The organism is Vibrio sp. T9 (assembly GCF_003123985.1).
In the GTDB taxonomy this organism is placed as follows: Bacteria; Pseudomonadota; Gammaproteobacteria; order Enterobacterales; family Vibrionaceae; genus Vibrio; species Vibrio diabolicus.
In genome coordinates this window covers 136,555-156,736 of record NZ_NIGY01000008.1, presented here as the reverse complement: position 1 = coordinate 156,736, position 20,182 = coordinate 136,555, and the positions used below count along the sequence as shown (strand labels likewise).

The window sequence follows — 20,182 nt, the reverse complement described above, 5'->3', positions numbered from 1 at the left end:
CCATTGATATAGTGCGTCCATACAACAAAAAAAGACCATTCGAGGCATGGAGCTTCCTCATTAATCTCAAGATGAGAAGAATTGGTACCGACAAAATTCGGCAGATTTTAAGAGGGTCAAAAAATGGACATGAATATGGTTGAGATTTTAGGTTATGCAGCTTCAATCATGGTCGCAATTTCGCTAACTATGAAAGATATTGTTAAGCTTCGTATCCTTAACTTTATTGGTTGTGCGCTATTTACTGCTTACGGACTAATGATTGATTCTTGGCCTGTAGTATTAACTAACGGCTTTATTGCTTGCGTTAATATCTACTTCCTAGCAAAAATGCAACAGGAAAAAAAAAGCCTAGAATCTAGAGCCTAAAAAGCAATAGCATTCGAACAATAAAAGCCCGCGAATGATAAGATCGCGGGCTTTTTGCTTTTTAATGCGCTCTCATTTTCTGCCCATTCATCAATAGCTCTAGCGAACCCAGTTAAGTGCTAATGTTTCTCGACGAGAGAACATGTCTACATGCGATGAGATTATCGCCTTCACTGTGCTCAGTTTCTCTTCTGAATCCGCCTCACAAATAATGGTCAAGCTAGACTCGCAAAGAGCAAACTCCGCTTTTCCCGTCGGGAATGTCACCAAACCGCTGTTTTCATTCCAAGTAGCAGGAACCTTTCGTCCAAAATGCCGACAAAGCGTCACTAAATATTTGTCAGCATGTTCGCTATCTATTCGGGTGCTTTCTTTAATCATGAATTTACTCGTGTTTTGAAGCGCCCCCTCTCGGGAGCCCTATTAGAATTGATAAGCAGCAGAAAGTTTGAAGTTGCGACCAGGCTCGTAGTCATCAAGCGTGAAGCCACGTGCAGTACCCGAACGAGACGCATGAGAGCTGTACAACTCGTCAAATACATTATCAATACCAAAGGTCACCGACAGTCCATCAATATCAGACGGCACCCATTGAGCATATAGATTATGTACATCATAGCTTGCTTTCTTTGGCTGACCATCAAAGACGTTGTCTTCCTCTAGAACAAACATTGAGTTCCACCCGAAGATCGTTTCTAAAGCGTCTGACTGGTAATCCAAAGTTAGAGCAATACTATCACCCATATCAATGCTACGCCCATTACCCCCAGCAACAGGGCCACCAGTATTCTTGTTTTTGGTGTCCGACTTAGAGTAAGAAAGTTTGCTGTTAAACTTGTCGTAGCCATAAGAAGCACTTGCCTCAAAGCCTTTAATCTCGACATCACCTAAGTTGTAAATCAGGTAAGTTTGAGTCGCGTTTTGGTACTGGTCTGCAATGTAATCATCAATTTCCGTTTGGAATGCCGTAATATTCGCTCCAAAGAAATGCTTATCAAAGGTTTTATCAAAACGGACACCACCCTGTGTGTTCAACCCCGTTTCTGGCTTTAGTCCATCCTCTAAAAATGCAACGTCTTGGTAAGCAATAAAGGTTTCCATCAGCTCAGGGCCTTTGAATAGAGAGCGTGCGCTCGCAAACAACGTCCAATCCTGAGTGACTGCCCATTCTACCGCTAGGGCCCAGGTCACATCATCATAGTTACTCGTCCCCGTTTCAGCTTCACGTTTGTAATCATCAAAACGCATACCTGCGGTAACAAAGAAAGCATCAGAGAAGAAGAACTGGTCTTCTACAAACAATGCGGTTGAAATGGCCGATTCATCCATGAACTTACGACTACCGTAGTAACTTGAAGATGTCTTATCCATGTAGTCGAAACCATAGGTGATTCGATTATCAAACTCACCTAACATAACATCCGACTGGAACTTACCATTCAAACCAAAGTTTTGGTTTTTAGCGGTGTTCTTCGATAAACGGTTCGAAGGCCAGCGAGGAGCCATAACGCTCTCATCCCGTTTAATTTCTGTCTCGGTATTATAAAGTGTGACGTTACCTTTATGCTGTTCGCCTCGCAGCTCGTAACTCAAGGTAACGGTATCTCGGTCATAATCCGTAGGAATAAGTAACGTGCTCGATAAGCCATTGTTCGCACTACCCGACATATCAGGACGCGGACTGTAATCACCACTGTCTCGGTACATGTCATAAGAGAGCTCAAAACGATGGATGTCGTTTAGTTCATACCCCAACTTAGCCAGAATGTTGTAAACATCACCCGCAGCGCCATAGGTTTTGTTGCCGTCACCATCTTCAAAGTCATCGCGCGTAACGTAATGGCCATAAACCATCGCATCAATGTTTTCGGACAAAAGCCCGTACAGTGTCAACGAGCCTTGTTGGTTGTCGTTGGATGCATAACCGCCATAAACACGAGCGCCAAACGTTTCATCGTAACGAAGTAAATCGCGAGCGTCTTTCGTTTCAAAATAAACCGAGCCGCCTAAGCCATTTTGAGTCACAGAGTTATTACCTACCTGGATATCGGCAGATTTGAGAATGTCAGGGTTTAGCGTCAAGTTACCAATGTGATGGAACATGCTCGCATGCTGAGAAGCACCATCAAGACGAATGTCCAAATCGGTTTCGCTCAAACCACGAATGGTAATACGTTGATTCACAGAGTGTGTTCCACCAACATCCACACCGGGAATATCGCGCAGTAAATCAGACATATGATCCGCTTGCTTCAGTGACATGTCGTCCGCAAACATCGACTCAGTATTGCTAGAAACTTTTGTTCCCCATACAACGACTTCTTCAAAATGTGACTCGGTATCTTGAGCTAAAACAGGGTTTGATAGCGCCATTCCCACTGCAAGGCAAAGGCTTGAAAGCTTGATAGATGAACAAGCAGGGCTTTCCATAACTTCATTCCTAAATATTAATGATAATAATTCTCAGGTATAATAAGCATGAGTTTTATAAATACAAAGGCGATTTGATTATGCGAAATCGCACAAGTGTTATGAGGAAGTGTCAAATGCGGGAAGTCACACCAAAACGAACTAGAATTGCCAAGATCGCTTTAACCCAAAAACTGGAAGCCACAGAAAAGCAGTGGATCGTCACGCAAGGTCAACCTTGTCAAACTCAACTGGCAGAAGGCAAATTCCTATCATATCAGTACAATGATCAAATCTTTATTCATGGTGGACGTTGCCTAGAGCTTGTTGATTCACATATTGTTTCTACTGCCCACGCCTCACTGTTGGTCACTATTCTTTTAGAAGGTAAGCTCTCGTTTGGCTATGACGATTTGCAATTTGATTTAGACGCAGGCGACGGCCCTAAAGGTGTCGTGGTGAACCTACTCAAACCTGCAAACTTTCGTCGCTCACTGCTCAAAGATAACCTCATTAATAAGATCAACATATTGGTTAAGCCCCAGTGGCTAGAGGCTCGCCTTGACCAAACCTGTCGTCATCGGTCCTTTTTTAACTCTCATCAGGCGTTTCATCCTCTAGAGCTTAATCAGGCGTTATGCGAACTAGCTGAAACGCTGACAAGCCGAGAATCACCACAAGAATTCCAAGATAAGTTGGAAGTTGAAAGCTTGATCTATCAAATTTTGCATCAAGCGACTGAGCAAATCCCCAAGAACTTCAGTGCTAATAAAAATAACCTTGAACGGCACACAGATGGTCGAATAGAGGATATTGTTAGCTATATAGAAACTCACCTTGAGCAAGAACTAGGCTTAGAAAAGTTGGCAAGCGTGTTTTCAATGAGTGTTTCAAACCTGCAGCGCCGATTTAAACAATCACTGAATATGACCGTAAATGGTTATATTCGCTTTCGTCGCCTTGAGATTGCGAGGCAACATTTGGAACGTGGCCTAGTGACGATCACGGAAGCTGCTTATGAAGCCGGATACCACCACCCTTCCAACTTCACCTGCGCTTTCAAAAAGGTATTTGGTGTACCACCGCATGAAGTGATAAAAGAGTAAAGAGGCCCTAGGTAACTAACTGTTATTTAGGAGTGTCTTATCTACAACATCGGTATATACTCGCCTTAAACGTTATGGAGGTTAAACATGAATATTGGTGCTGTTGCAAAGCTTACTGGGCTTTCATCTAAGTCGATTCGATTGTATGAAGACAAAGGGATCATATCTCCACCAGCGCGCAGCGACTCTGGCTATCGAGAATATTCAGATAATCATATTCAAGAGCTTAACTTAGTATCACGCGCAAAAAACGCTGGCTTTTCACTGCAAGAATGCAAAGAGTTTGTGCAGCTTGCCCATAATCCCAACCGAAAAAGCAGCGAAGTAAAAGCAAAAACCATGGATAAGCTGAGAGAGGTTGAAGAAAAAATCGCGCACCTTATGGAGATCAAAACGCAACTTGAAGGTTGGGTTTCTTCTTGTCCGGGAGACGCTGAAAGCCGATGCCCAATCATAGACGAGCTCACCAAGTAAACTCGCCTATCTATCCTCATTGAGGAATCGCTTTCATTAAGCCTTGAGGTTGGATTAGTGGTAAGTACACATGCGCTTGCCGTTTAATTCGATAATATTAAACGGCGTTTCGTAGATATCCTCTAGCGTAGACGCCTGAATCACCTCTTCCACCGCACCACTTGCCACAACTTTGCCTTGCTTAAGCGCCAATATGACATCCGAGTAGCACGCTGCGAAATTAATATCATGAATTACCACCACCATGGCTTTGTTCATGTCATGAGCTAACTGCTGCACGACTTTCATGATCTGAAGAGAGTGTTTGATATCTAGATTGTTAAGTGGTTCATCAAGAAAAACGTAGTCTGTATCTTGTGCAATCACCATGGCAATAAACGCAAGCTGTCGCTGACCACCACTTAATTCATCCAAATATTTGTCTTGTATACCTTGTAAATCTAGATAGTCGATCGCTTGTTCAATCACCGCATGATCTTCTTTGGTCAGATTTCCTTTGGAGTATGGGAAACGGCCAAAAGAGACCAACTCCTTCACGGTAAATCGCATGGTAATAGAGTTGGCTTGACGAAGTACCGCCAGCTTTTTCGCTAACTCTTTAGTGTCCCATTCCGCAATTTCCTTACAATCAATGATAACACCACCACCATCCCGCTCCGTTAAGCGCGAAGCCATAGATAACAGCGTGCTCTTTCCCGCGCCATTCGGGCCAATAATCGATGTTACCTTGCCCTTTTCAAACTGAGTATTGGCCTCATCAACTACTTTGTTTGAACCGAAGGCCTTCGTTAATTTGTCTATCACTATCATATTTATACAACTTTGTTTTTCAGTAGTAGGTATAAGAAATACGCACCACCAATAAAGTTAATAACGACACTCAACGTCGTCTCAAAACTGAACACGTTCTCGATAATCCATTGCCCAGCCAGTAACGAGCTGATGGAGAGAAACGAACAACCAACCAGTAGCGTTTTGTGTTGGTAACTTCGGAACATTTCTCGGCTTAAGTTGGTCACCAGCAAACCAAAGAACATAATTGGTCCCACTAGAGCCGTAGAAATAGCAATCAGAACCGCCGAGATAATGAATACATTTCGCGTCACCTTAGGTACGTCGACGCCCAAACTTTTCGCATTGTCTTGGTCGAGCCAAAACACATCTAAAGTGCGATGCATATTAAATAGCAACCAACATGCAAACACCAAAGCTGGTGCACTAAAGTAAACCAAATTCACTTTGACATTATTAAAGCTGGCGTAAAGTTTCGATTGAACGATTGCAAACGTATTTGGGTCCATCAGCAAAGAGAAAAATGACGCCGCATTGGAAAATAGCTGACCAAAGATCAAGCCGACCAATAGCAACGTAATCAAGTTCTTGCTTCCTTTAGAAAAGTAAAAACCAAACAACAATAACGAAAACGACACCATTACAATTACGGCAATCGCGAAATTGACGTACAAGTTAAGAACTAAAGTACTCAAACCACCAAAAATCAGCACGATCAAAATTTGCGTCAACACATACAACGCATCAAACCCCATGATACTAGGCGTTAAAATTCGGTTGTGAGTAATGGTTTGAAATACAAGTGAAGACTGAGCAATTGCCACACCCGCTAGCACTATCGCCAATACTTTAGGAACTCTACGAGATAAAAAATACTGGTAGTTGTCAGCCGTTAGCCCAATACCAATAAACAAACATGCAAAAAGTACCGCAATGCCACCTAGCAGTAGGATTTTCGTTGAATCACGCATGTTGCTTACCTCGCAACAACATAGCGATGAATACCACGCCACCCAATATGCTGATCACGATAGAGATTGGCATTTCATGAGGGAAGATAATCAAACGACTCACCAAGTCGCAACACAGCACTAAAGTCGCCCCATACATGGCAGTAAGCGGGATGTTCTTTTTGAGGTTATCACCATAAAAGTGACTAACGAGATTTGGCACAATCAGACCCAGGAATGGCAGTTGCCCAATAATCATCACGACACTTGCCGACATGATGGACACCAACAGCACGCCAATCGTCACAACCTGCTGATAATTTAACCCCAAGTTAACCGCAAAATCTTTTCCGATACCCACGGCTGAAATCCGTGCGGCAAAAAGATAGCTGAGAATAGCCATTGGTACCGCGATGTACAGCAGTTCAAAGTCACCACGTAAGATGTTGGCAAAATTCGCTACCGTCCACGCATTTAGACTTTGTAACGCATCGTATTTGTAAGCGATAAACGTGGTCATGGATTGGATGACATTGCCGAAAATAATTCCGACAAGAGGCACAAAAACCACACTCTTAAATTGAATGCGCTGAATAAAGAAAATAAACGCCAGCGTCCCGAACACCGAGATACCAAAGACAAGCCATAGGTGATTGTCGTTTCCAAAGAAAACCACGCTCAGTACGTAGCCCAGCATGGCGCATTCGATCGTACCGGTTGTAGAAGGTGCAGCAAATCGGTTCTGGCTGATTTGCTGCATAATAAGGCCTGCAATACTTAAGCCTGCACCAGCAAGCAGTATGGCGAATAAACGTGGTATACGGCTGGTAAAGAAAAGCTCTAACGCTTTCTCATCACCCGAAAATAACTGTTGGGGCGTCATGTTTGCCACCCCAACAAATAACGAAACCGTACTTAAAACCACAAGGGTTAGCAATAACTTTTTCAAAGTTAACCTCTGCTATCTTGGATTACAGTTCAACGGTTTGCTTGATCTCACTGACCATTTTTTCTGTTGCAGTCACACCAGACATCGACAAGTACCACGCGTCCACATCTAAATAAGTGATTTTGTGATTCTTATATGCGGCGGTTGCTTTGACTAAGTCGTTATCCATGGACTTACGAATATCGTTATCTGGCGTGCCTTTCAGCGAATTGCGGTCAACTACGAGTATATTTTTCGGGTTAGCTTCACGAATAAATTCATAAGAAATAATATCTCCGTGAGTGCCCGTTTTCACGTGTTCAACCGTTTCCAAGAAACCGAAATCGTTATAAATCACACCAAATCGCGATTGAGCTCCAAACGCACTGATGTTGTCACCCATGCTTAAAATCGTTAACGCATCATTGTTATTTGATTGATTGTAGTTACGGATTGCTTTGAATTGAGCATCTAGCGCTTCAATTTTCTGCTCTACTTTTTCTTCGATATCGAAGATTTTACCAATATTGCGCCACTGTGCTTGCGTACCTTCCCAGTAACCTTGATTCTCTTTCGCAGCAAAAACGACCGTAGGAGCAATTTCACTCAGCTCTTCATATTTCGCAGACGCTCGCGGACCAACCAATATCAAATCCGGTTTTTGCATGTAAATGGTTTCAAAGTCAGGTTCAAACAAACTACCCGCAGAGGTGTAGTTATCTTTGCTGTATTTTGAAAGGTAGCTAGGCAGATTAGAAGAGTTAGAGACTGCAACAGGATCGATACCAAAGTTGTCCAGCGCATCTAGCGGACCAAAGCCAATCACAACCACGCGCTCTGGTGATTGCTCTAGCTCGGTTTGCCCCATGTAATGGTCAATCACAACCTTAGCAGCGAAAGAAGGAGAAACAGTAAATAGCGACAGTATAGCCGCACCGACGAATTTTTTCATTTTGTTAAGCCTTAATGAGATCTATTATCATGCGCGTTCGCAATATAACGTTACTCTTTACTGCATTCAACAAAATTTAAGGTACTTTACATTAGTTACGCTTATTCGAGCTCCAACTATATCAAAGACTTATAAAAACCATTCATTGCAATATCTAGGTGTATCATTCATGCGCTTCGATAAATGCTTTGAGTGCAAGCTCATCAATAATCTCCAACCCGTTTTCCGTTTTTGCAATCAATCCCTTTTCAATCAAATCTTTAACTGCACGTCGATAAACACGACCAGAAGTACCAAATCGCTCAGCTTCTTGATTCACTTTGTCAAAGCCACCGAGCAATGTGTTGGTTTGATTACGGACGAAAAGATCATACGCAATATTATAAGTAATGGGATGCAATAACCGATTGGTATAGATATCCATAGAATCTTGATAATCTTCGGCCAACGCTGAAGCAAAGAACACCATCATTTCTGGATGCTTTTGTAGCGCTTCAGTTAGTTTTTGGATGCAGATGACATCAACCTGCATGTGCTCGTCTGCAATCACGTTCCATTGGCAAGGAGTCTGAGTGAAGTACTCCATTTCACCATAGATATGGTAGTCGCAGTTTGCCTCTCCTAATTGAAAGCGTCGCCCATTCGCGGCCAATATGCTCATTGAAACTCGACCTACCGGCACAACATATAAGTACTGAAGTTGCTCACCTTGACGGAGAATTTCTTCCCCAGCATCAAAGTAACGCGTACTAATTTGACACTGATAGATCATCTCACGAAAGGCAACGCTCTTTTTTTCAAGGTATGTTTTGAAGCGGCCAGTTGGATACGGGCTGATTTTCATTCTCTGCTCTCTCGGAAAAGTTACTGATAACTATCTCAGGTGGATTGTACCCCGTAACACCAAATAAAAAAGCGACAGTGGCCTGTCGCTTTACATTCATTGATTTATAAGAGTTACTGAAGTTAGTACGGACTATCTCTGAGCAATCAGCGCTTCTAACGCCGTCATTGCAGCAAGCTTCTCACCTTGCATCATTACTTTCGCTTCATCAACGTACTGGCCAACCCCTTCTTTCACATCTTGTTGATACAAAACGACGTTATTTAAGATCGAAGCCACATGAAGGCCACGTAATCGGCCAACGGCAAACAGAGCTGAGGTTTCCATATCGGCACCTAAGACGCCCTTCTTGTTCCAGTATTGGCATATCGCATCTTCGTCATCGGTATAGAAACTGTCGTGAGAACGTACCACACCGAAATGATAACGCGCCTCTTGTATTGACAGGTAACGCTCAACTTCCTTTAATAAGGAAAAGCTTGCGTACGCCGGATAAGCCGAATCCACATACGCTTTGGAGCCGCCTTCATCTCTTACCGCACCTTCGGCAATGATTAGCTCGCCAAGCTGAATGCCTGATTGCATCGCACCGGCCGATCCAACACGTACTACATGAGTGACACCGCACTGTTTTAGCTCTTCAACTGCGATGATCATCGATGGGGCGCCGATGCCTGTGCTGCATACTGAAACAGGCTGGTCTTTGTATTTGCCAGTAAAAACACGGTACTCGCGATTTTCCGAGATCATTTCTGCATCATCCAATAATGCGGCAATACGATTAGCTCGGTCTGGCTCACCACATACAATGACGAGAGGAGCGACTTGTGTTTCATCAACACCAATATGAGGTTGTTTCGCCATTTTTCGTTCCTTAAGCTGCAGCTTGAGCTAAGGTTTTATCGCCATTGCGCTTGGCGCTACGGGCCCATTCACGCGTACCATTGGCAGCAATGAACATCAAAATCGCATACTGAACAGACATCGCATAAACACCCTGTGTCGCGTAGATGCCAACACTGATGATGTTAATCACAACCCAAAGAATCCAGTTTTCCACATATTTACGTGTCATCAGAATTTGTGCAACAACAGAAAGTACTGTCATGGTTGCATCCCAAAACGGGAACGCATCAGGTTCAAGTACCGGATCAGCCAAACCTGCACCAAAGAGATTCAAGCTATCAACAGCAATGTTTGCTAATGCAAAGAAAAAAGGGTCGATGTAGATGGTTAACAACGCGATAGACACAACGCTAATAGAAGCAGTGGCGATGAGTTTCTGTTTGTTTAACCAGCGTACTTCCAGCGTTTCACCTTCCGCGTTTGGACGAGTCCACGCATACCAACCGTAAATGTTCGCACAGAAGAAAAACAGTTGAAGAAGTAATAATCCGTATAACTGAATTTGGAAAAAGATAACGGCAAAAAGAGTGACATTCAGCAAACCGAATAAGTAGTTGATGGTTTTTTCTTGGCTAGCAAACCAAATGCAAAGCAATCCAAAAACCGTACCGAAAGCTTCGATCCAACTCATTGCGTAACCGCCGCCAATTGGAATGTTAACCAGGGTGTTGTTTATATCGAGTAAGGCAAGTAGGTCCATGTCGATGTCCTTTATTATTTTGTTTGGGAATATGCCTATATTAGGGCGTGACACCTAACAAAAAGGAGGACATTTGTCCCCCTCTTGATGCACTCGATCATAATTCAGTTCAATATTTGCTTGAAAGCAATAAATGACTCAATTGAACCGCTTGAAAATTAACACGCCTAAGAATCCAAACCTAAATAGCGCTTTTTGAATGCGGAAGCTGATGCAAATAAAGCTGACGCCAAAAGTGTAATAACAAACCCAATTGCGTACTCGAATGCTTCATTCACCAAGAGCTGATAACAGCTCACAAAAAAAATCAGTATGACCGCAATAACATTAACTCGGTGAAACCAAGGATGCTTTACGGAGAACTTAGCGTAACCTTTTGATAACATTTAACTAATCCGCCAGACAACAATTAATATTTTTATTTATAATCAATGGTGATAGTAAGGCTTTATAGTATAAAGAGAAACGACTTTTTTGATTTTTTAGCTCAACATCACAGGTCATCTAGTGCTGCTTGACTTTAATATCTTGACACTTTTTCGTTCAACTAAGGTAGGTTCTAATTGCACGACTTGCGCTTCTGTTGATTTATCATCCAATTTTCGGACAAGCGTTTCCACGGCAGCTTGCCCAAGACGGTATTTAGGCTGGTGAATTGTGGTGAGTGATGGCGACATGAACTTCGCGATATGTATGTCATCGTAACCGATGATTGAAATCTGTTCCGGGACTTTAATATTGAGCTCATTTGCGGCGTTAATCACCCCCATCGCCATCATATCATTGGAAACGAAAATCGAGCTGGGTAAGGTGCCTCGCTGCGCCATTTTCATAAATGCTTGATATCCGCCTTCACATTCGAAGTCCGATTCAATGATCCAGTTGGCATTAAATTCCAAGCCTGCTTCGTTCATCGCACGTTTGTAACCTTCGTATCGCATTTGCGCTTGGTGTTTAATCAAAGGGCCAGTGATACATCCTATTTCTGTGTGGCCACAATCAATCAGGTATTTCGCCGCTAGGTAACCGCCACGAAGCGAGTTATCTTGAATTTTATCGCTCGTAAACAGCATCGGCCCCCAATCCATCACCACGACAGGGATATCAGGATAACGCTCAAATACATCGATACGCTCCCCTTCTAGCGAGGAGCACATCAAGATCAAACCATCGACACGCTTTTGCAAAAGCGTATTAATGGACTGGCGCATGCGTTCGTTGTCACCTTCGGTGTTACATAGAATGAGACTATAGCCTTTGTGATAGCAACTGCGTTCGACGCCTTTTACGACTTCGCCAAAGAATGGGTTAGTTGAGGTTGTCACTAGCATACCAATGGTTTTGGTACGATTGACTTTGAGGCTACGCGCCAAAGCTGATGGCGCATAGTAGTTGAGTTCTTTTGCGGCATTATTGACGCGTTCGGAGATCTCTTCACTCACAAAACGCGTCTTGTTAATAACATGGCTCACTGTTGAAGTGGAAACCCCTGCCAGTTTTGCGATGTCTTTCATCGTCGCCATGTTATTACTCCTAATTGATGAAGCGTTTAAGCCCTATTGTGCAGCGAGAAACGCGTCCACCTCTTCGCGAGTTGGGATCGACGTCTGCGCGCCAAAGCGGGTCACAGAAATTGCAGCCGCCGCATGTGCAAACTTAACTGCTGATTCTAAAGGTAAATCCTCTAACAGGCCAGTGACGAATGCCCCATTAAACGTATCCCCTGCTGCGGTGGTATCAGTCGCGTCAACACGGAACCCCGGGATGAGCTCACCTCTACCATTTTGACTTAACCAAACACCCTTCGCACCGAGAGTGATCATGACAATTTCGATACCTTTGCTATGAAGCACATTCGCCGCTTCTTGCGCGCTGTCATTATCCGTTACCGTTACCCCCGTCAACACTTCAGCTTCGGTTTCATTTGGTGTAATAACATCAATACAAGCAAGCAGTTCGTCTGACAGTTCACGAGCAGGGGCAGGGTTTAAAATGACGTTAGTTTTTGCATCTTTCGCCACTCGCGCGGCTTTCTCAATGCCGCACATCGGCGTTTCCAATTGCATCAGCAGGTAATCCGCTTGGCGAATGCGATCTAAATCTGGCTCAATCGCTTCTGCTGTCAATTTGGCATTCGCTTCTGCTGAAATACAAATGCTGTTTTCACCACTATCCGACACTTGAATCATCGCAATACCAGTTGGGCAGTTTGGTTGCATCTTCACACCTGTGATGTCGATGCCGTCCATATTGAAGTTTTCACGAATATTGATGCCGAACGAGTCATCGCCTACACAAGCAATAAAGCCAATATCAGCCTTGAGTCGAGCTGCAGCAACAGCTTGGTTGGCACCTTTGCCACCTGGGATAACTTGATAGTTGCGACCATGTAGCGTTTCGCCAGGGCGAGGGAAAGAAGGCACTTGAAGAACATGGTCAGCGTTTACACTACCTAACACCACTAACTTATTCATACGGTTATCCTCGGTTCTGAATGAACCCTTTTTTTGAAAAACTATTTTGGAAAATACATTAGATGACTTTAACTTCTCTTCCTAACGAAGGAGTCACGATAAAAAGTCAAAGGCATCTATACCCTGCATTTTTAAGTCTCTTGGGTATGTTTGCCCTCTCCTCCTAAACGACAGATATAAACGGAGGAGAGAGCAAAAATTAGGACGTTTTATTGAACGTCAGACTTATTTAGTCACTACTTTTAGTGGTACCGGAATGTATTCTTCTACTTTTTCACCTTTCAAGACTTTGTCAGCCGTTTCAACACCTAAAGCACCGATAAGATCTGGTTGCTGTGCGATGGTTGCTGCTAGCTTGCCACGGTTAACTGCGGCAATGCCGTCTTCCGTGCCATCAAAACCAACGATAACGACGTCTTTGCCAGAAGCTTGAACGGCGCGAAGTGCACCTAGCGCCATTTCATCATTCTGTGCGAACACCGCTTGTACATCAGGGTTAGCCGCGAGTAGGTTTTCCATCACGTTTAGGCCTTTAGTACGGTCAAAGTCTGCTGGCTGGCTGGCAAGAAGATCCATATCGCTCCCCTTCACGGCATTCATGAAACCTTCACCACGCTCGCGCGCCGCCGATGTGCCCGCAATACCTTCAAGCTGAATTACTTTTGCTTTTTCGCCAACTTTTTCCATGATGTAGTGGCCTGCCATTTCACCACCGATCACGTTGTCGGACGCGATGTGACTCACGACTTCACCACGGCTTGCGCCACGGTCTAGTGTCAATACAGGGATCTTAGAACGGTTCGCCATACGAATCGCATTAGACACAGCATCAGAATCCGTTGGGTTGATAAGAATAGCTTTTACGCCGCGAATACTTAAATCCTCGATGTTCGACAGTTCTTTGCTCGGGTCATTTTGCGAGTCCAGTACAATTAAGTCGTACCCCAATTCTTTCGCTTTAGCTTCCGCACCGTCTTTCATCGTTACGAAGAACGGGTTGTTTAGCGTCGAAACCACAATCGCCATCGTATCTTGGGCTTGTGCCGCTACTGATACAGTGGAAGAAAGAAGTGCAGCAGAGATAAGAGTTGCAAGTTTTTTCATCGTTCTAGTCCTTTGTGTAGGGTGAGCCAGCACACGCCCACTGGCTCGGTTTGTATTCAGGATTTAATGGTTATGGATTATTTGTTTTTGTTGTCTACCAGTACTGCGAGCAAGATAACCACTGCTTTGGCAATCATTTGGTAGTATGAGGAAACGTCTAGTAGGTTAAGAGCGTTGTTTAAGAAACCGATAATTAGCGCACCAATTAGCGTACCCATGATACGGCCTTTACCGCCCATCAAGCTGGTACCGCCAAGTACAACCGCAGCAATCGCATCTAACTCGTAACCCATACCTGCAGTTGGCTGAGCGGAAGATAGACGAGAAGTTACGATAATACCTGCAAGCGCTGCCAGCATACCGCAGATTGCGTATACACCAATCTTCACTCGGTCTACATTGATACCAGATAGACGAGTCGCTGATTCGTTGCCACCTAGTGCGTAAACATAGCGACCAAAGCGAGTGTGGTTAAGTAAGTACCAAGCCGCTGCGAACACGACCACCATTAACCAAACAGGTACTGGAATACCTAGCGCGTAGCCGGTACCAAACCATGCAAACGCATCAGCTGTGTCAGTAAAACCTGTCGAGATTGGACGACCTTCGGTGTACACCATAGTCACACCGCGTAGTAACGTCATGGTAACCAGCGTAGCGATAAAAGCCTGTACTTTGCCCTTCGCAATGATGATGCCGCTAATTGCACCTAACGCTGCACCTGCGACTAAAGCAGTCGGAACCGCCACCAGCACCGGGACTTCAAGCGCAATCATGCTTGCCGCAAAGGCACCGCATAACGCCAGTACGGAACCAACACTCAAGTCGATGCCTGCGGTTAAAATAACCAGTGTCATACCTACCGCGATAATGGCATTCACTGAGGTTTGACGAAGAATGTTGAGAATGTTGTCGACCGTAAAGAAGTTCGGGTTCAAAAATGAAACAACAACAATCAAAAAAATCAGTGCTATCAGTGATTTTTGCTCAATCAACCACTCTTTTGTGAACAACTTCTTGTTGCTAGCTTCGGTTGGTTTGCTCATGGTATTAGTACTCATGCTGCTTCCTCATTGATCTTTTTGCCTACGGCACAGGCGAGTAATTTTTCTTGATCGGCGTCTTTCGCATCGAATTCGCCAGTAATACGACCTTCATGCATAACCAGAATGCGGTCACTCATACCGAGCACTTCTGGCATCTCGGAAGACACCAAGATGATGCTCATGCCTTCGGCTTTGAACTTGTTGATGAGTTGATAAATTTCTTTTTTCGCACCGACATCGACGCCACGTGTTGGCTCATCGAGAATCAGAACTTTAGGTTTGGTCATTAACCCTTTCGCGATCGCCACTTTTTGCTGGTTACCGCCGGATAAGTTACCAATGATTTGGTCGCGCGTAGGGGTTTTGATATTAAATAGCTTGATAAAATCTTCCACGGCAATCACTTCATCGCTATGTTGGATTTGGAAGCCTTTAGTCAACTGATTGAGTGAACAAAGTGACATATTCTCCTTAACCGAGAGACCTAACACCAAGCCATCGCCTTTGCGGTCTTCAGAGATATAAGCGATGCCATTTGCTAAGCCATCTTGTGGGCTAACCGGGTTAATGGTTTTGTTATCGAGGTTGATAACACCATGCTCACTTGGCAACGCGCCGTAAATCACTTTCATCAGTTCGGTGCGGCCTGCCCCCATCAAACCAGAAATACCCAATATCTCACCGCGTTTCAGCGTGAAGCTCACATCGTGAACGCCAGAGCCAGTCAGGCCAATCACTTCAAGGCAAGTTTCGCCATGTCGCACATCAATACGTGGGTATTGCTCTTCTAACTTACGACCAACCATCATTTCGATCAGGCCGTCTTCATCAGTGTCTGCTACTTTGCATTCACCGATAAATTTACCGTCACGAAGCACGGTAATGTCGTCACAGATTTCAAAGATTTCTTTAAGACGGTGTGAGATATAAACAATGCCGCAGCCCTGCTCTCGAAGCTCGTTGATCACTTTAAATAGTGACTCCGTCTCGGTATCGGTCAGCGCGTCAGTTGGCTCATCCATAATAATGACTTTCGATTCAAACGAAAGCGCTTTCGCGATCTCCACCATTTGCTGTTCACCTAGGCTCAAATCACCAAGCAACGTTTTCGATGAGTGCTTTACGTTAAGGCGTTGAAGCAACTTGTCTGCTTCTTCATACATCTTGCCCCACTGAATACGCCCCATCGTGCCGGTAAATTCACGACCTAGATAGATGTTTTCAGCAATCGTTAGTTCAGGGATCAAGTTCAATTCTTGGTGAATGATGCTGATGCCCGCTTCCTGAGAGTCACGCGGCCCTTTAAACGCGGCAGGTTGGCCTTGATATTGGATGCTACCCGCATCCATGTGATAGATGCCAGTCAGCACCTTCATCAATGTTGACTTGCCTGCTCCATTTTCTCCCATGAGCGCCATGACACGGCCTGGGTAAACATTCAGGCTCGCTTTGTCCAGTGCTTTTACGCCCGGGAACGCTTTCTCAATGTCGCTCAGTTGTAGAATGGCTTGAGTCATAATCTGTCCTCAATATCTCTGGCTTAAAAAACCACGCCCGCTTGAAAGATAACGTTCGCGTATGGCGAGCATTCGCCAGTTCGAACGACAGCGCGGCTTTGTGCCGTGCGTGCTTTAAATGCTTCATGTGACACGTAGCTGATCTCGATAGATTTACCCGTTTCTTCGCTCTCTTTGCTCAGTTCGTTAAGCAATGCTTGATGCAAAACAGGGCTTACATCAGAAAACTCTTCCGCAATGATGACCCCTTCGATTTGCGACTCAGATAGAATCACGCGAACAGTATCAAGAAAACTTGGTACGCCATGCGTTAGCGCCAAATCAATTCGCTGTACATGCTCAGGGATTGGCAGGCCAGCGTCACATATCGTGATCTCATCGGTGTGGCCTAGCGTCGCCACCAAGTAAGAAATATCTGAGTTAATTAGGGTACTTTTTTTCATCTCATCGACCTTTCGGTTACACGTTCATACAACCATGAGCGCCTGTTTTAAAGTGTTTTCGTTATTAACAGAAAACTCATCGAAACGTTTCGATGAAATAATAATTCGTTGTAGTAATTTGACCAGAGTGAGATCGATAAGGTGTGAGAATGATCCGTAATTAGCGGGTCATCGAATAGTAAAAAGGTACATGAGTCACACTTTACCATCGAAACGTTTCGATGGCTGGCTTTATCTACACTTGAAGTGAGGTTTTTAAAGACAGTTGAAAAAGAGATACGTCCCATTACTGAGAAACACTCTAGTTAATGAGATGGAAACCTTACACATCATCACAGTTCTTGGATGGTTGTCTGATTTTGGAGAACGCTCACCTTACAATCTGGTTACAATTTGCAAAACACATCATCCGTTCAGTACCTTATATGGTATGCGACGTTTGTAGGGACACAAACGGAAACTAAAAGCCATAATGAAGTTAAGCAATCGAGTCATCTTGCTTGTCGCGCCAGTGATCTTATTAAGCGCGCTGGTATCAAGTTATATTATTTACAGCATTCAAAAAGTAACGCTCATCAAGCGAGAAGACAGCTATATCCAATTGCAAATGGAAAAGCTCGCTGGGCAGTTCCGACAAGCCAACATATTCCTCAATAGTTATGCATACACATTAAGCAAAAGTGATGTATTGCAAGACTACTTGGTGAATCATAGCAATCCGTATCGTGAGCGCGTGTTATTTAACCGACTCGATGAAACCGCAGATGTGTTAAGCCATGGCTATACAGGCGATGCAAGCATGGCGATTCTCGACGGGAAACAAAACCTTCTTTATTACACAGAAAATAAATACTACGAATCTTCAGGTGTAGTCGACCCTAAGGTATTGGATTACATCTCGCGAAGCTTTAGTACGAGAGAAGCGTTTAACCATACTGGCTTTATTTACAATTCCAGCGGGCAAAGTATTCTTCTGCAATACGAACTCATCGACAAACGAACAGGGACACAACCTCTAAGTTTTGATCCGCAAAATGTCTTTTTCGTGGTGGTATCGGTATCGCTCGAAGCCTTCAATGAAATCAAGCACGAAATCGAGTTCGACACGCATAGCGTGATAACTTTTGCCGACAAGCCTATTTATCTCGATATTCCTCTCGCTCAGACGATTGAACTATTGCCACACTTTTATGCGGTACTCTCCCCCGCTGAATATTTGATGTGGAATAAAGTCGATAAAGTGTGGCTAGAACTGGCCCTTTCCTTTGGTGTGGCGGCGTTTTGCACCATCACCTTAATTGTTTTGGTTTTGTATCGTTATGTATTACACCCCGTTTCTCGCCTCGATAAACAGCTACAAGAGCTGGAAACAAATCAACGCGGCAACATTGAAAAGCTAGAAACAAACGATGAAATAGGACGCTTATCCTCACGCTTTTTTGATATGTATGAAGAGCTCAACGTCATATATAAGAAGACAAAACGCCTGGCTGAAACGGATCACCTAACGCAACTCGCTAATCGCCATCGTTTCCATGAACTTGCAACTCGTGAACTCGTCTCCCCTTCGCAGCATTTGTGGGTCATTTATGTCGATCTCGATAACTTTAAGTACGTTAATGACAAATACGGGCATGAACTGGGAGACAACTTATTAAAGGTGTTTTCATCACACATCAAAAATGTCTGTCAAAAATTCTCGCACGACTACGATAGTCCCTGTTTTGCAGCAAGATTGTCTGGTGACGAATTTGCTATTTTATTGAGCTCAAATCAGGATGCACAACGCCTACCCGACTTGCTGGCCTCAGAGTTGCTAAAACCGATTAGCAATCTCAGTCCATCTTGGAGCAATTCATTCCCCGTGACTGCGAGCGTAGGTATCGCTCAGTACCCTCAAGACGGTACAGACGTCGCGAAATTACTCTCCAGTGCCGATGCGGCAATGTATCAAGCCAAACGAGCCGGGAAAAACCAGTACGCTTATTACTCAGCAGCTCTCAATGTTGAGTCTCAAAGACGCAGTCAGCTTGAGCGAGCGCTCAGAAAAAGCAACGTGGAAGAAGAGTTCCATCTCGTTTTTCAACCCTATATGAATAATCGGGACAACGAGATTGAAGGACTAGAGGTATTATTGCGCTGGGAAGCGGAAGGCATTGGTCCTGTGCCTCCGAAAGAGTTTATCCCAATCGCGGAACAGGCGGGCTTATTTGATAAAATTGATCGCTGGGTTTTCGCCAATGCAACTGCAGAATATCACCAATTAAGAAATATTTTTGGCAAAGACATTGTCCTTTCGATCAACCTCTCTTCAGCAGAGCTTAACTCCATCGAAATGGCGAATTATATTCATGACCAAGCAAGCAGAAACGGTGTGAAACCAGAATGTATTGAGTTAGAGATAACAGAAACCTTTGCCGCAGAACAACAAGGTACAGCATTACTTGATGAGCTGTCGAAGCGTGGCTATCGTCTCGCCATTGATGACTTTGGCTCTGGCTATACATCGCTGACTCAACTTGTTCAATATCCAGTTCAAAAGATCAAGTTTGACCGAGAGTTCCTCGTTACATTGATGAAAACCAACAACGGTCATGTGATCAAACCCATCATCGATCTATGCCACGCTCAAAATAAAACGGTCACCGCAGAAGGTATTGAGCACAATGTGATGCATGAATGGTTATCGTCCTACCGCTGTGACTATATGCAAGGCTATTTATTTGGTAAGCCAATGAGTAAGGAACAACTGAGTTTGTGGTGGCAATCCGCAAATGACGATAGCCGCTTCGATGGTTCCATAGTAGGTTCGATTACTGTTCAAGGGACATCTTATTAAAGATTAAGTACAGAAGCCATGTATGTGGCTGCTGTACTTATATAATATAGAAACAAGACTTTACCCTTAGTTTCAATAATATAATCAACCACATAAGTTCGTACGTTAATTTTTGGCATTATTATTTTTCGATGAAATCTCTCAGTTATTTAAATATTTAATCAAAACGATAGAATTACTTTTTGGTAAGTTTAGTTCAGATTTTATGTATTTAATTGAAAACAAGAGGAAATAAGTAAAAGCTGACAAAACTTACTTTTGTACTGCTAATCACCGGCTTAGATGATTCGTGTAGAAGCTCATTTGTCGGCTCCACTTAGACTTAGCTT

19 protein-coding genes are annotated in these 20,182 nt (G+C 43.9%); 4 read left to right on the top strand and 15 right to left on the bottom strand.

The genetic code is table 11. The features are described 5' to 3' along the window. Positions 1-123: 123 nt before the first annotated feature. The gene (locus CBX98_RS17490) at positions 124-369 is read left to right on the top strand and encodes a YgjV family protein (protein ID WP_005397186.1); all 246 of its coding nucleotides are present in this window, start codon (positions 124-126) and stop codon (positions 367-369) included. Positions 370-468: 99 nt separating this feature from the next. Here the strand turns inward: CBX98_RS17490 and CBX98_RS17485 are convergent, their stop codons facing one another. Continuing rightward, positions 469-750: a DUF2218 domain-containing protein gene (locus tag CBX98_RS17485; RefSeq protein ID WP_046875989.1), complete on the bottom strand. Its 282-nt coding sequence runs from the start codon at positions 748-750 to the stop codon at positions 469-471. A gap of 42 nt (positions 751-792) precedes the next feature. Next, positions 793-2,799, bottom strand: coding sequence for a TonB-dependent siderophore receptor (locus CBX98_RS17480; protein ID WP_109169882.1), 2,007 nt, complete (start codon positions 2,797-2,799; stop codon positions 793-795). Positions 2,800-2,915: 116 nt separating this feature from the next. Here CBX98_RS17480 and CBX98_RS17475 point away from each other — a divergent pair, with 116 nt between their 5' ends. Together CBX98_RS17475 and cueR are read left to right on the top strand one after the other, a co-directional pair. After that, positions 2,916-3,884 carry an AraC family transcriptional regulator gene (locus CBX98_RS17475; RefSeq protein ID WP_242446595.1) on the top strand — a complete coding sequence of 323 codons (969 nt, stop codon included), beginning with the start codon at positions 2,916-2,918 and terminating at the stop codon, positions 3,882-3,884. Positions 3,885-3,971: 87 nt separating this feature from the next. Continuing rightward, positions 3,972-4,358, top strand: a complete 387-nt coding sequence (gene cueR, locus CBX98_RS17470; RefSeq protein WP_109169880.1) for a Cu(I)-responsive transcriptional regulator — start codon at positions 3,972-3,974, stop codon at positions 4,356-4,358. 54 nt (positions 4,359-4,412) lie between these two features. On the opposite strand, the gene vctC is transcribed toward cueR, so the two are convergent. The 13 genes from vctC to rbsD form a co-directional block, all read right to left on the bottom strand. Continuing rightward, positions 4,413-5,168 (bottom strand): iron chelate ABC transporter ATP-binding protein VctC, encoded by a 756-nt coding sequence (gene vctC, locus CBX98_RS17465; protein ID WP_109169879.1) that lies wholly within the window; start codon positions 5,166-5,168, stop codon positions 4,413-4,415. 2 nt (positions 5,169-5,170) lie between these two features. Beyond that, complete coding sequence (gene vctG / locus CBX98_RS17460) at positions 5,171-6,121, bottom strand: iron chelate uptake ABC transporter permease subunit VctG (protein ID WP_109169878.1); 951 nt, start codon at positions 6,119-6,121, stop codon at positions 5,171-5,173. Beyond that, entirely contained in the window at positions 6,114-7,049 is a 936-nt protein-coding gene (vctD, locus tag CBX98_RS17455) for an iron chelate uptake ABC transporter permease subunit VctD (protein WP_109169877.1), read from the bottom strand. The genes vctG and vctD overlap by 8 nt, the downstream gene beginning before the upstream one ends. Before the next feature lie 22 nt (positions 7,050-7,071). Then, complete coding sequence (locus CBX98_RS17450; RefSeq protein WP_109169876.1) at positions 7,072-7,980, bottom strand: siderophore ABC transporter substrate-binding protein; 909 nt, start codon at positions 7,978-7,980, stop codon at positions 7,072-7,074. A 163-nt stretch (positions 7,981-8,143) separates the two neighbouring features. Next, complete coding sequence (locus tag CBX98_RS17445) at positions 8,144-8,824, bottom strand: Crp/Fnr family transcriptional regulator (protein ID WP_006741007.1); 681 nt, start codon at positions 8,822-8,824, stop codon at positions 8,144-8,146. Between the two features lie 132 nt (positions 8,825-8,956). Further along, a complete protein-coding gene (locus CBX98_RS17440) occupies positions 8,957-9,688 on the bottom strand; it encodes a nucleoside phosphorylase (protein ID WP_109169875.1) in 732 nt (243 codons plus the stop codon). 10 nt (positions 9,689-9,698) lie between these two features. Continuing rightward, on the bottom strand, positions 9,699-10,430 hold the full coding sequence (gene pnuC / locus CBX98_RS17435) for a nicotinamide riboside transporter PnuC (RefSeq protein WP_005397168.1): 732 nt from the start codon (positions 10,428-10,430) through the stop codon (positions 9,699-9,701). 500 nt (positions 10,431-10,930) lie between these two features. After that, on the bottom strand, positions 10,931-11,953 hold the full coding sequence (locus CBX98_RS17425) for a substrate-binding domain-containing protein (protein WP_005397164.1): 1,023 nt from the start codon (positions 11,951-11,953) through the stop codon (positions 10,931-10,933). A 33-nt stretch (positions 11,954-11,986) separates the two neighbouring features. Continuing rightward, positions 11,987-12,904 (bottom strand): ribokinase, encoded by a 918-nt coding sequence (gene rbsK, locus CBX98_RS17420; RefSeq protein ID WP_109169874.1) that lies wholly within the window; start codon positions 12,902-12,904, stop codon positions 11,987-11,989. A 225-nt stretch (positions 12,905-13,129) separates the two neighbouring features. Beyond that, positions 13,130-14,008 (bottom strand): ribose ABC transporter substrate-binding protein RbsB, encoded by an 879-nt coding sequence (gene rbsB, locus CBX98_RS17415; protein WP_005397160.1) that lies wholly within the window; start codon positions 14,006-14,008, stop codon positions 13,130-13,132. Positions 14,009-14,085: 77 nt separating this feature from the next. Beyond that, entirely contained in the window at positions 14,086-15,069 is a 984-nt protein-coding gene (gene rbsC, locus CBX98_RS17410; RefSeq protein WP_006741011.1) for a ribose ABC transporter permease, read from the bottom strand. Beyond that, positions 15,066-16,571 carry a ribose ABC transporter ATP-binding protein RbsA gene (rbsA, locus tag CBX98_RS17405; protein ID WP_104972464.1) on the bottom strand — a complete coding sequence of 502 codons (1,506 nt, stop codon included), beginning with the start codon at positions 16,569-16,571 and terminating at the stop codon, positions 15,066-15,068. Before rbsA ends, rbsC begins: the two co-directional genes overlap by 4 nt. 23 nt (positions 16,572-16,594) lie before the next feature. Continuing rightward, complete coding sequence (gene rbsD / locus CBX98_RS17400; protein ID WP_005397153.1) at positions 16,595-17,014, bottom strand: D-ribose pyranase; 420 nt, start codon at positions 17,012-17,014, stop codon at positions 16,595-16,597. Between the two features lie 472 nt (positions 17,015-17,486). Here rbsD and CBX98_RS17395 point away from each other — a divergent pair, with 472 nt between their 5' ends. Further along, the gene (locus tag CBX98_RS17395) at positions 17,487-19,853 is read left to right on the top strand and encodes an EAL domain-containing protein (RefSeq protein WP_109169873.1); all 2,367 of its coding nucleotides are present in this window, start codon (positions 17,487-17,489) and stop codon (positions 19,851-19,853) included. The last annotated feature ends 329 nt before the right edge of the window (positions 19,854-20,182 follow it).

Excerpts from the sequence above, each read along its gene's own strand:
- CBX98_RS17490 (WP_005397186.1), top strand. The coding sequence starts at position 124 with ATGGACATGAATATGGTTGAGATTTTAGGTTATGCAGCTTCAATCATG.
- CBX98_RS17485 (WP_046875989.1), bottom strand. The coding sequence starts at position 750 with ATGATTAAAGAAAGCACCCGAATAGATAGCGAACATGCTGACAAATAT.
- CBX98_RS17480 (WP_109169882.1), bottom strand. The coding sequence starts at position 2,799 with ATGGAAAGCCCTGCTTGTTCATCTATCAAGCTTTCAAGCCTTTGCCTT.
- CBX98_RS17475 (WP_242446595.1), top strand. The coding sequence starts at position 2,916 with ATGCGGGAAGTCACACCAAAACGAACTAGAATTGCCAAGATCGCTTTA.
- cueR (WP_109169880.1), top strand. The coding sequence starts at position 3,972 with ATGAATATTGGTGCTGTTGCAAAGCTTACTGGGCTTTCATCTAAGTCG.
- vctC (WP_109169879.1), bottom strand. The coding sequence starts at position 5,168 with ATGATAGTGATAGACAAATTAACGAAGGCCTTCGGTTCAAACAAAGTA.
- vctG (WP_109169878.1), bottom strand. The coding sequence starts at position 6,121 with ATGCGTGATTCAACGAAAATCCTACTGCTAGGTGGCATTGCGGTACTT.
- CBX98_RS17450 (WP_109169876.1), bottom strand. The coding sequence starts at position 7,980 with ATGAAAAAATTCGTCGGTGCGGCTATACTGTCGCTATTTACTGTTTCT.
- CBX98_RS17445 (WP_006741007.1), bottom strand. The coding sequence starts at position 8,824 with ATGAAAATCAGCCCGTATCCAACTGGCCGCTTCAAAACATACCTTGAA.
- CBX98_RS17440 (WP_109169875.1), bottom strand. The coding sequence starts at position 9,688 with ATGGCGAAACAACCTCATATTGGTGTTGATGAAACACAAGTCGCTCCT.
- pnuC (WP_005397168.1), bottom strand. The coding sequence starts at position 10,430 with ATGGACCTACTTGCCTTACTCGATATAAACAACACCCTGGTTAACATT.
- CBX98_RS17425 (WP_005397164.1), bottom strand. The coding sequence starts at position 11,953 with ATGGCGACGATGAAAGACATCGCAAAACTGGCAGGGGTTTCCACTTCA.
- rbsK (WP_109169874.1), bottom strand. The coding sequence starts at position 12,904 with ATGAATAAGTTAGTGGTGTTAGGTAGTGTAAACGCTGACCATGTTCTT.
- rbsB (WP_005397160.1), bottom strand. The coding sequence starts at position 14,008 with ATGAAAAAACTTGCAACTCTTATCTCTGCTGCACTTCTTTCTTCCACT.
- rbsC (WP_006741011.1), bottom strand. The coding sequence starts at position 15,069 with ATGAGTACTAATACCATGAGCAAACCAACCGAAGCTAGCAACAAGAAG.
- rbsA (WP_104972464.1), bottom strand. The coding sequence starts at position 16,571 with ATGACTCAAGCCATTCTACAACTGAGCGACATTGAGAAAGCGTTCCCG.
- rbsD (WP_005397153.1), bottom strand. The coding sequence starts at position 17,014 with ATGAAAAAAAGTACCCTAATTAACTCAGATATTTCTTACTTGGTGGCG.
- CBX98_RS17395 (WP_109169873.1), top strand. The coding sequence starts at position 17,487 with ATGAAGTTAAGCAATCGAGTCATCTTGCTTGTCGCGCCAGTGATCTTA.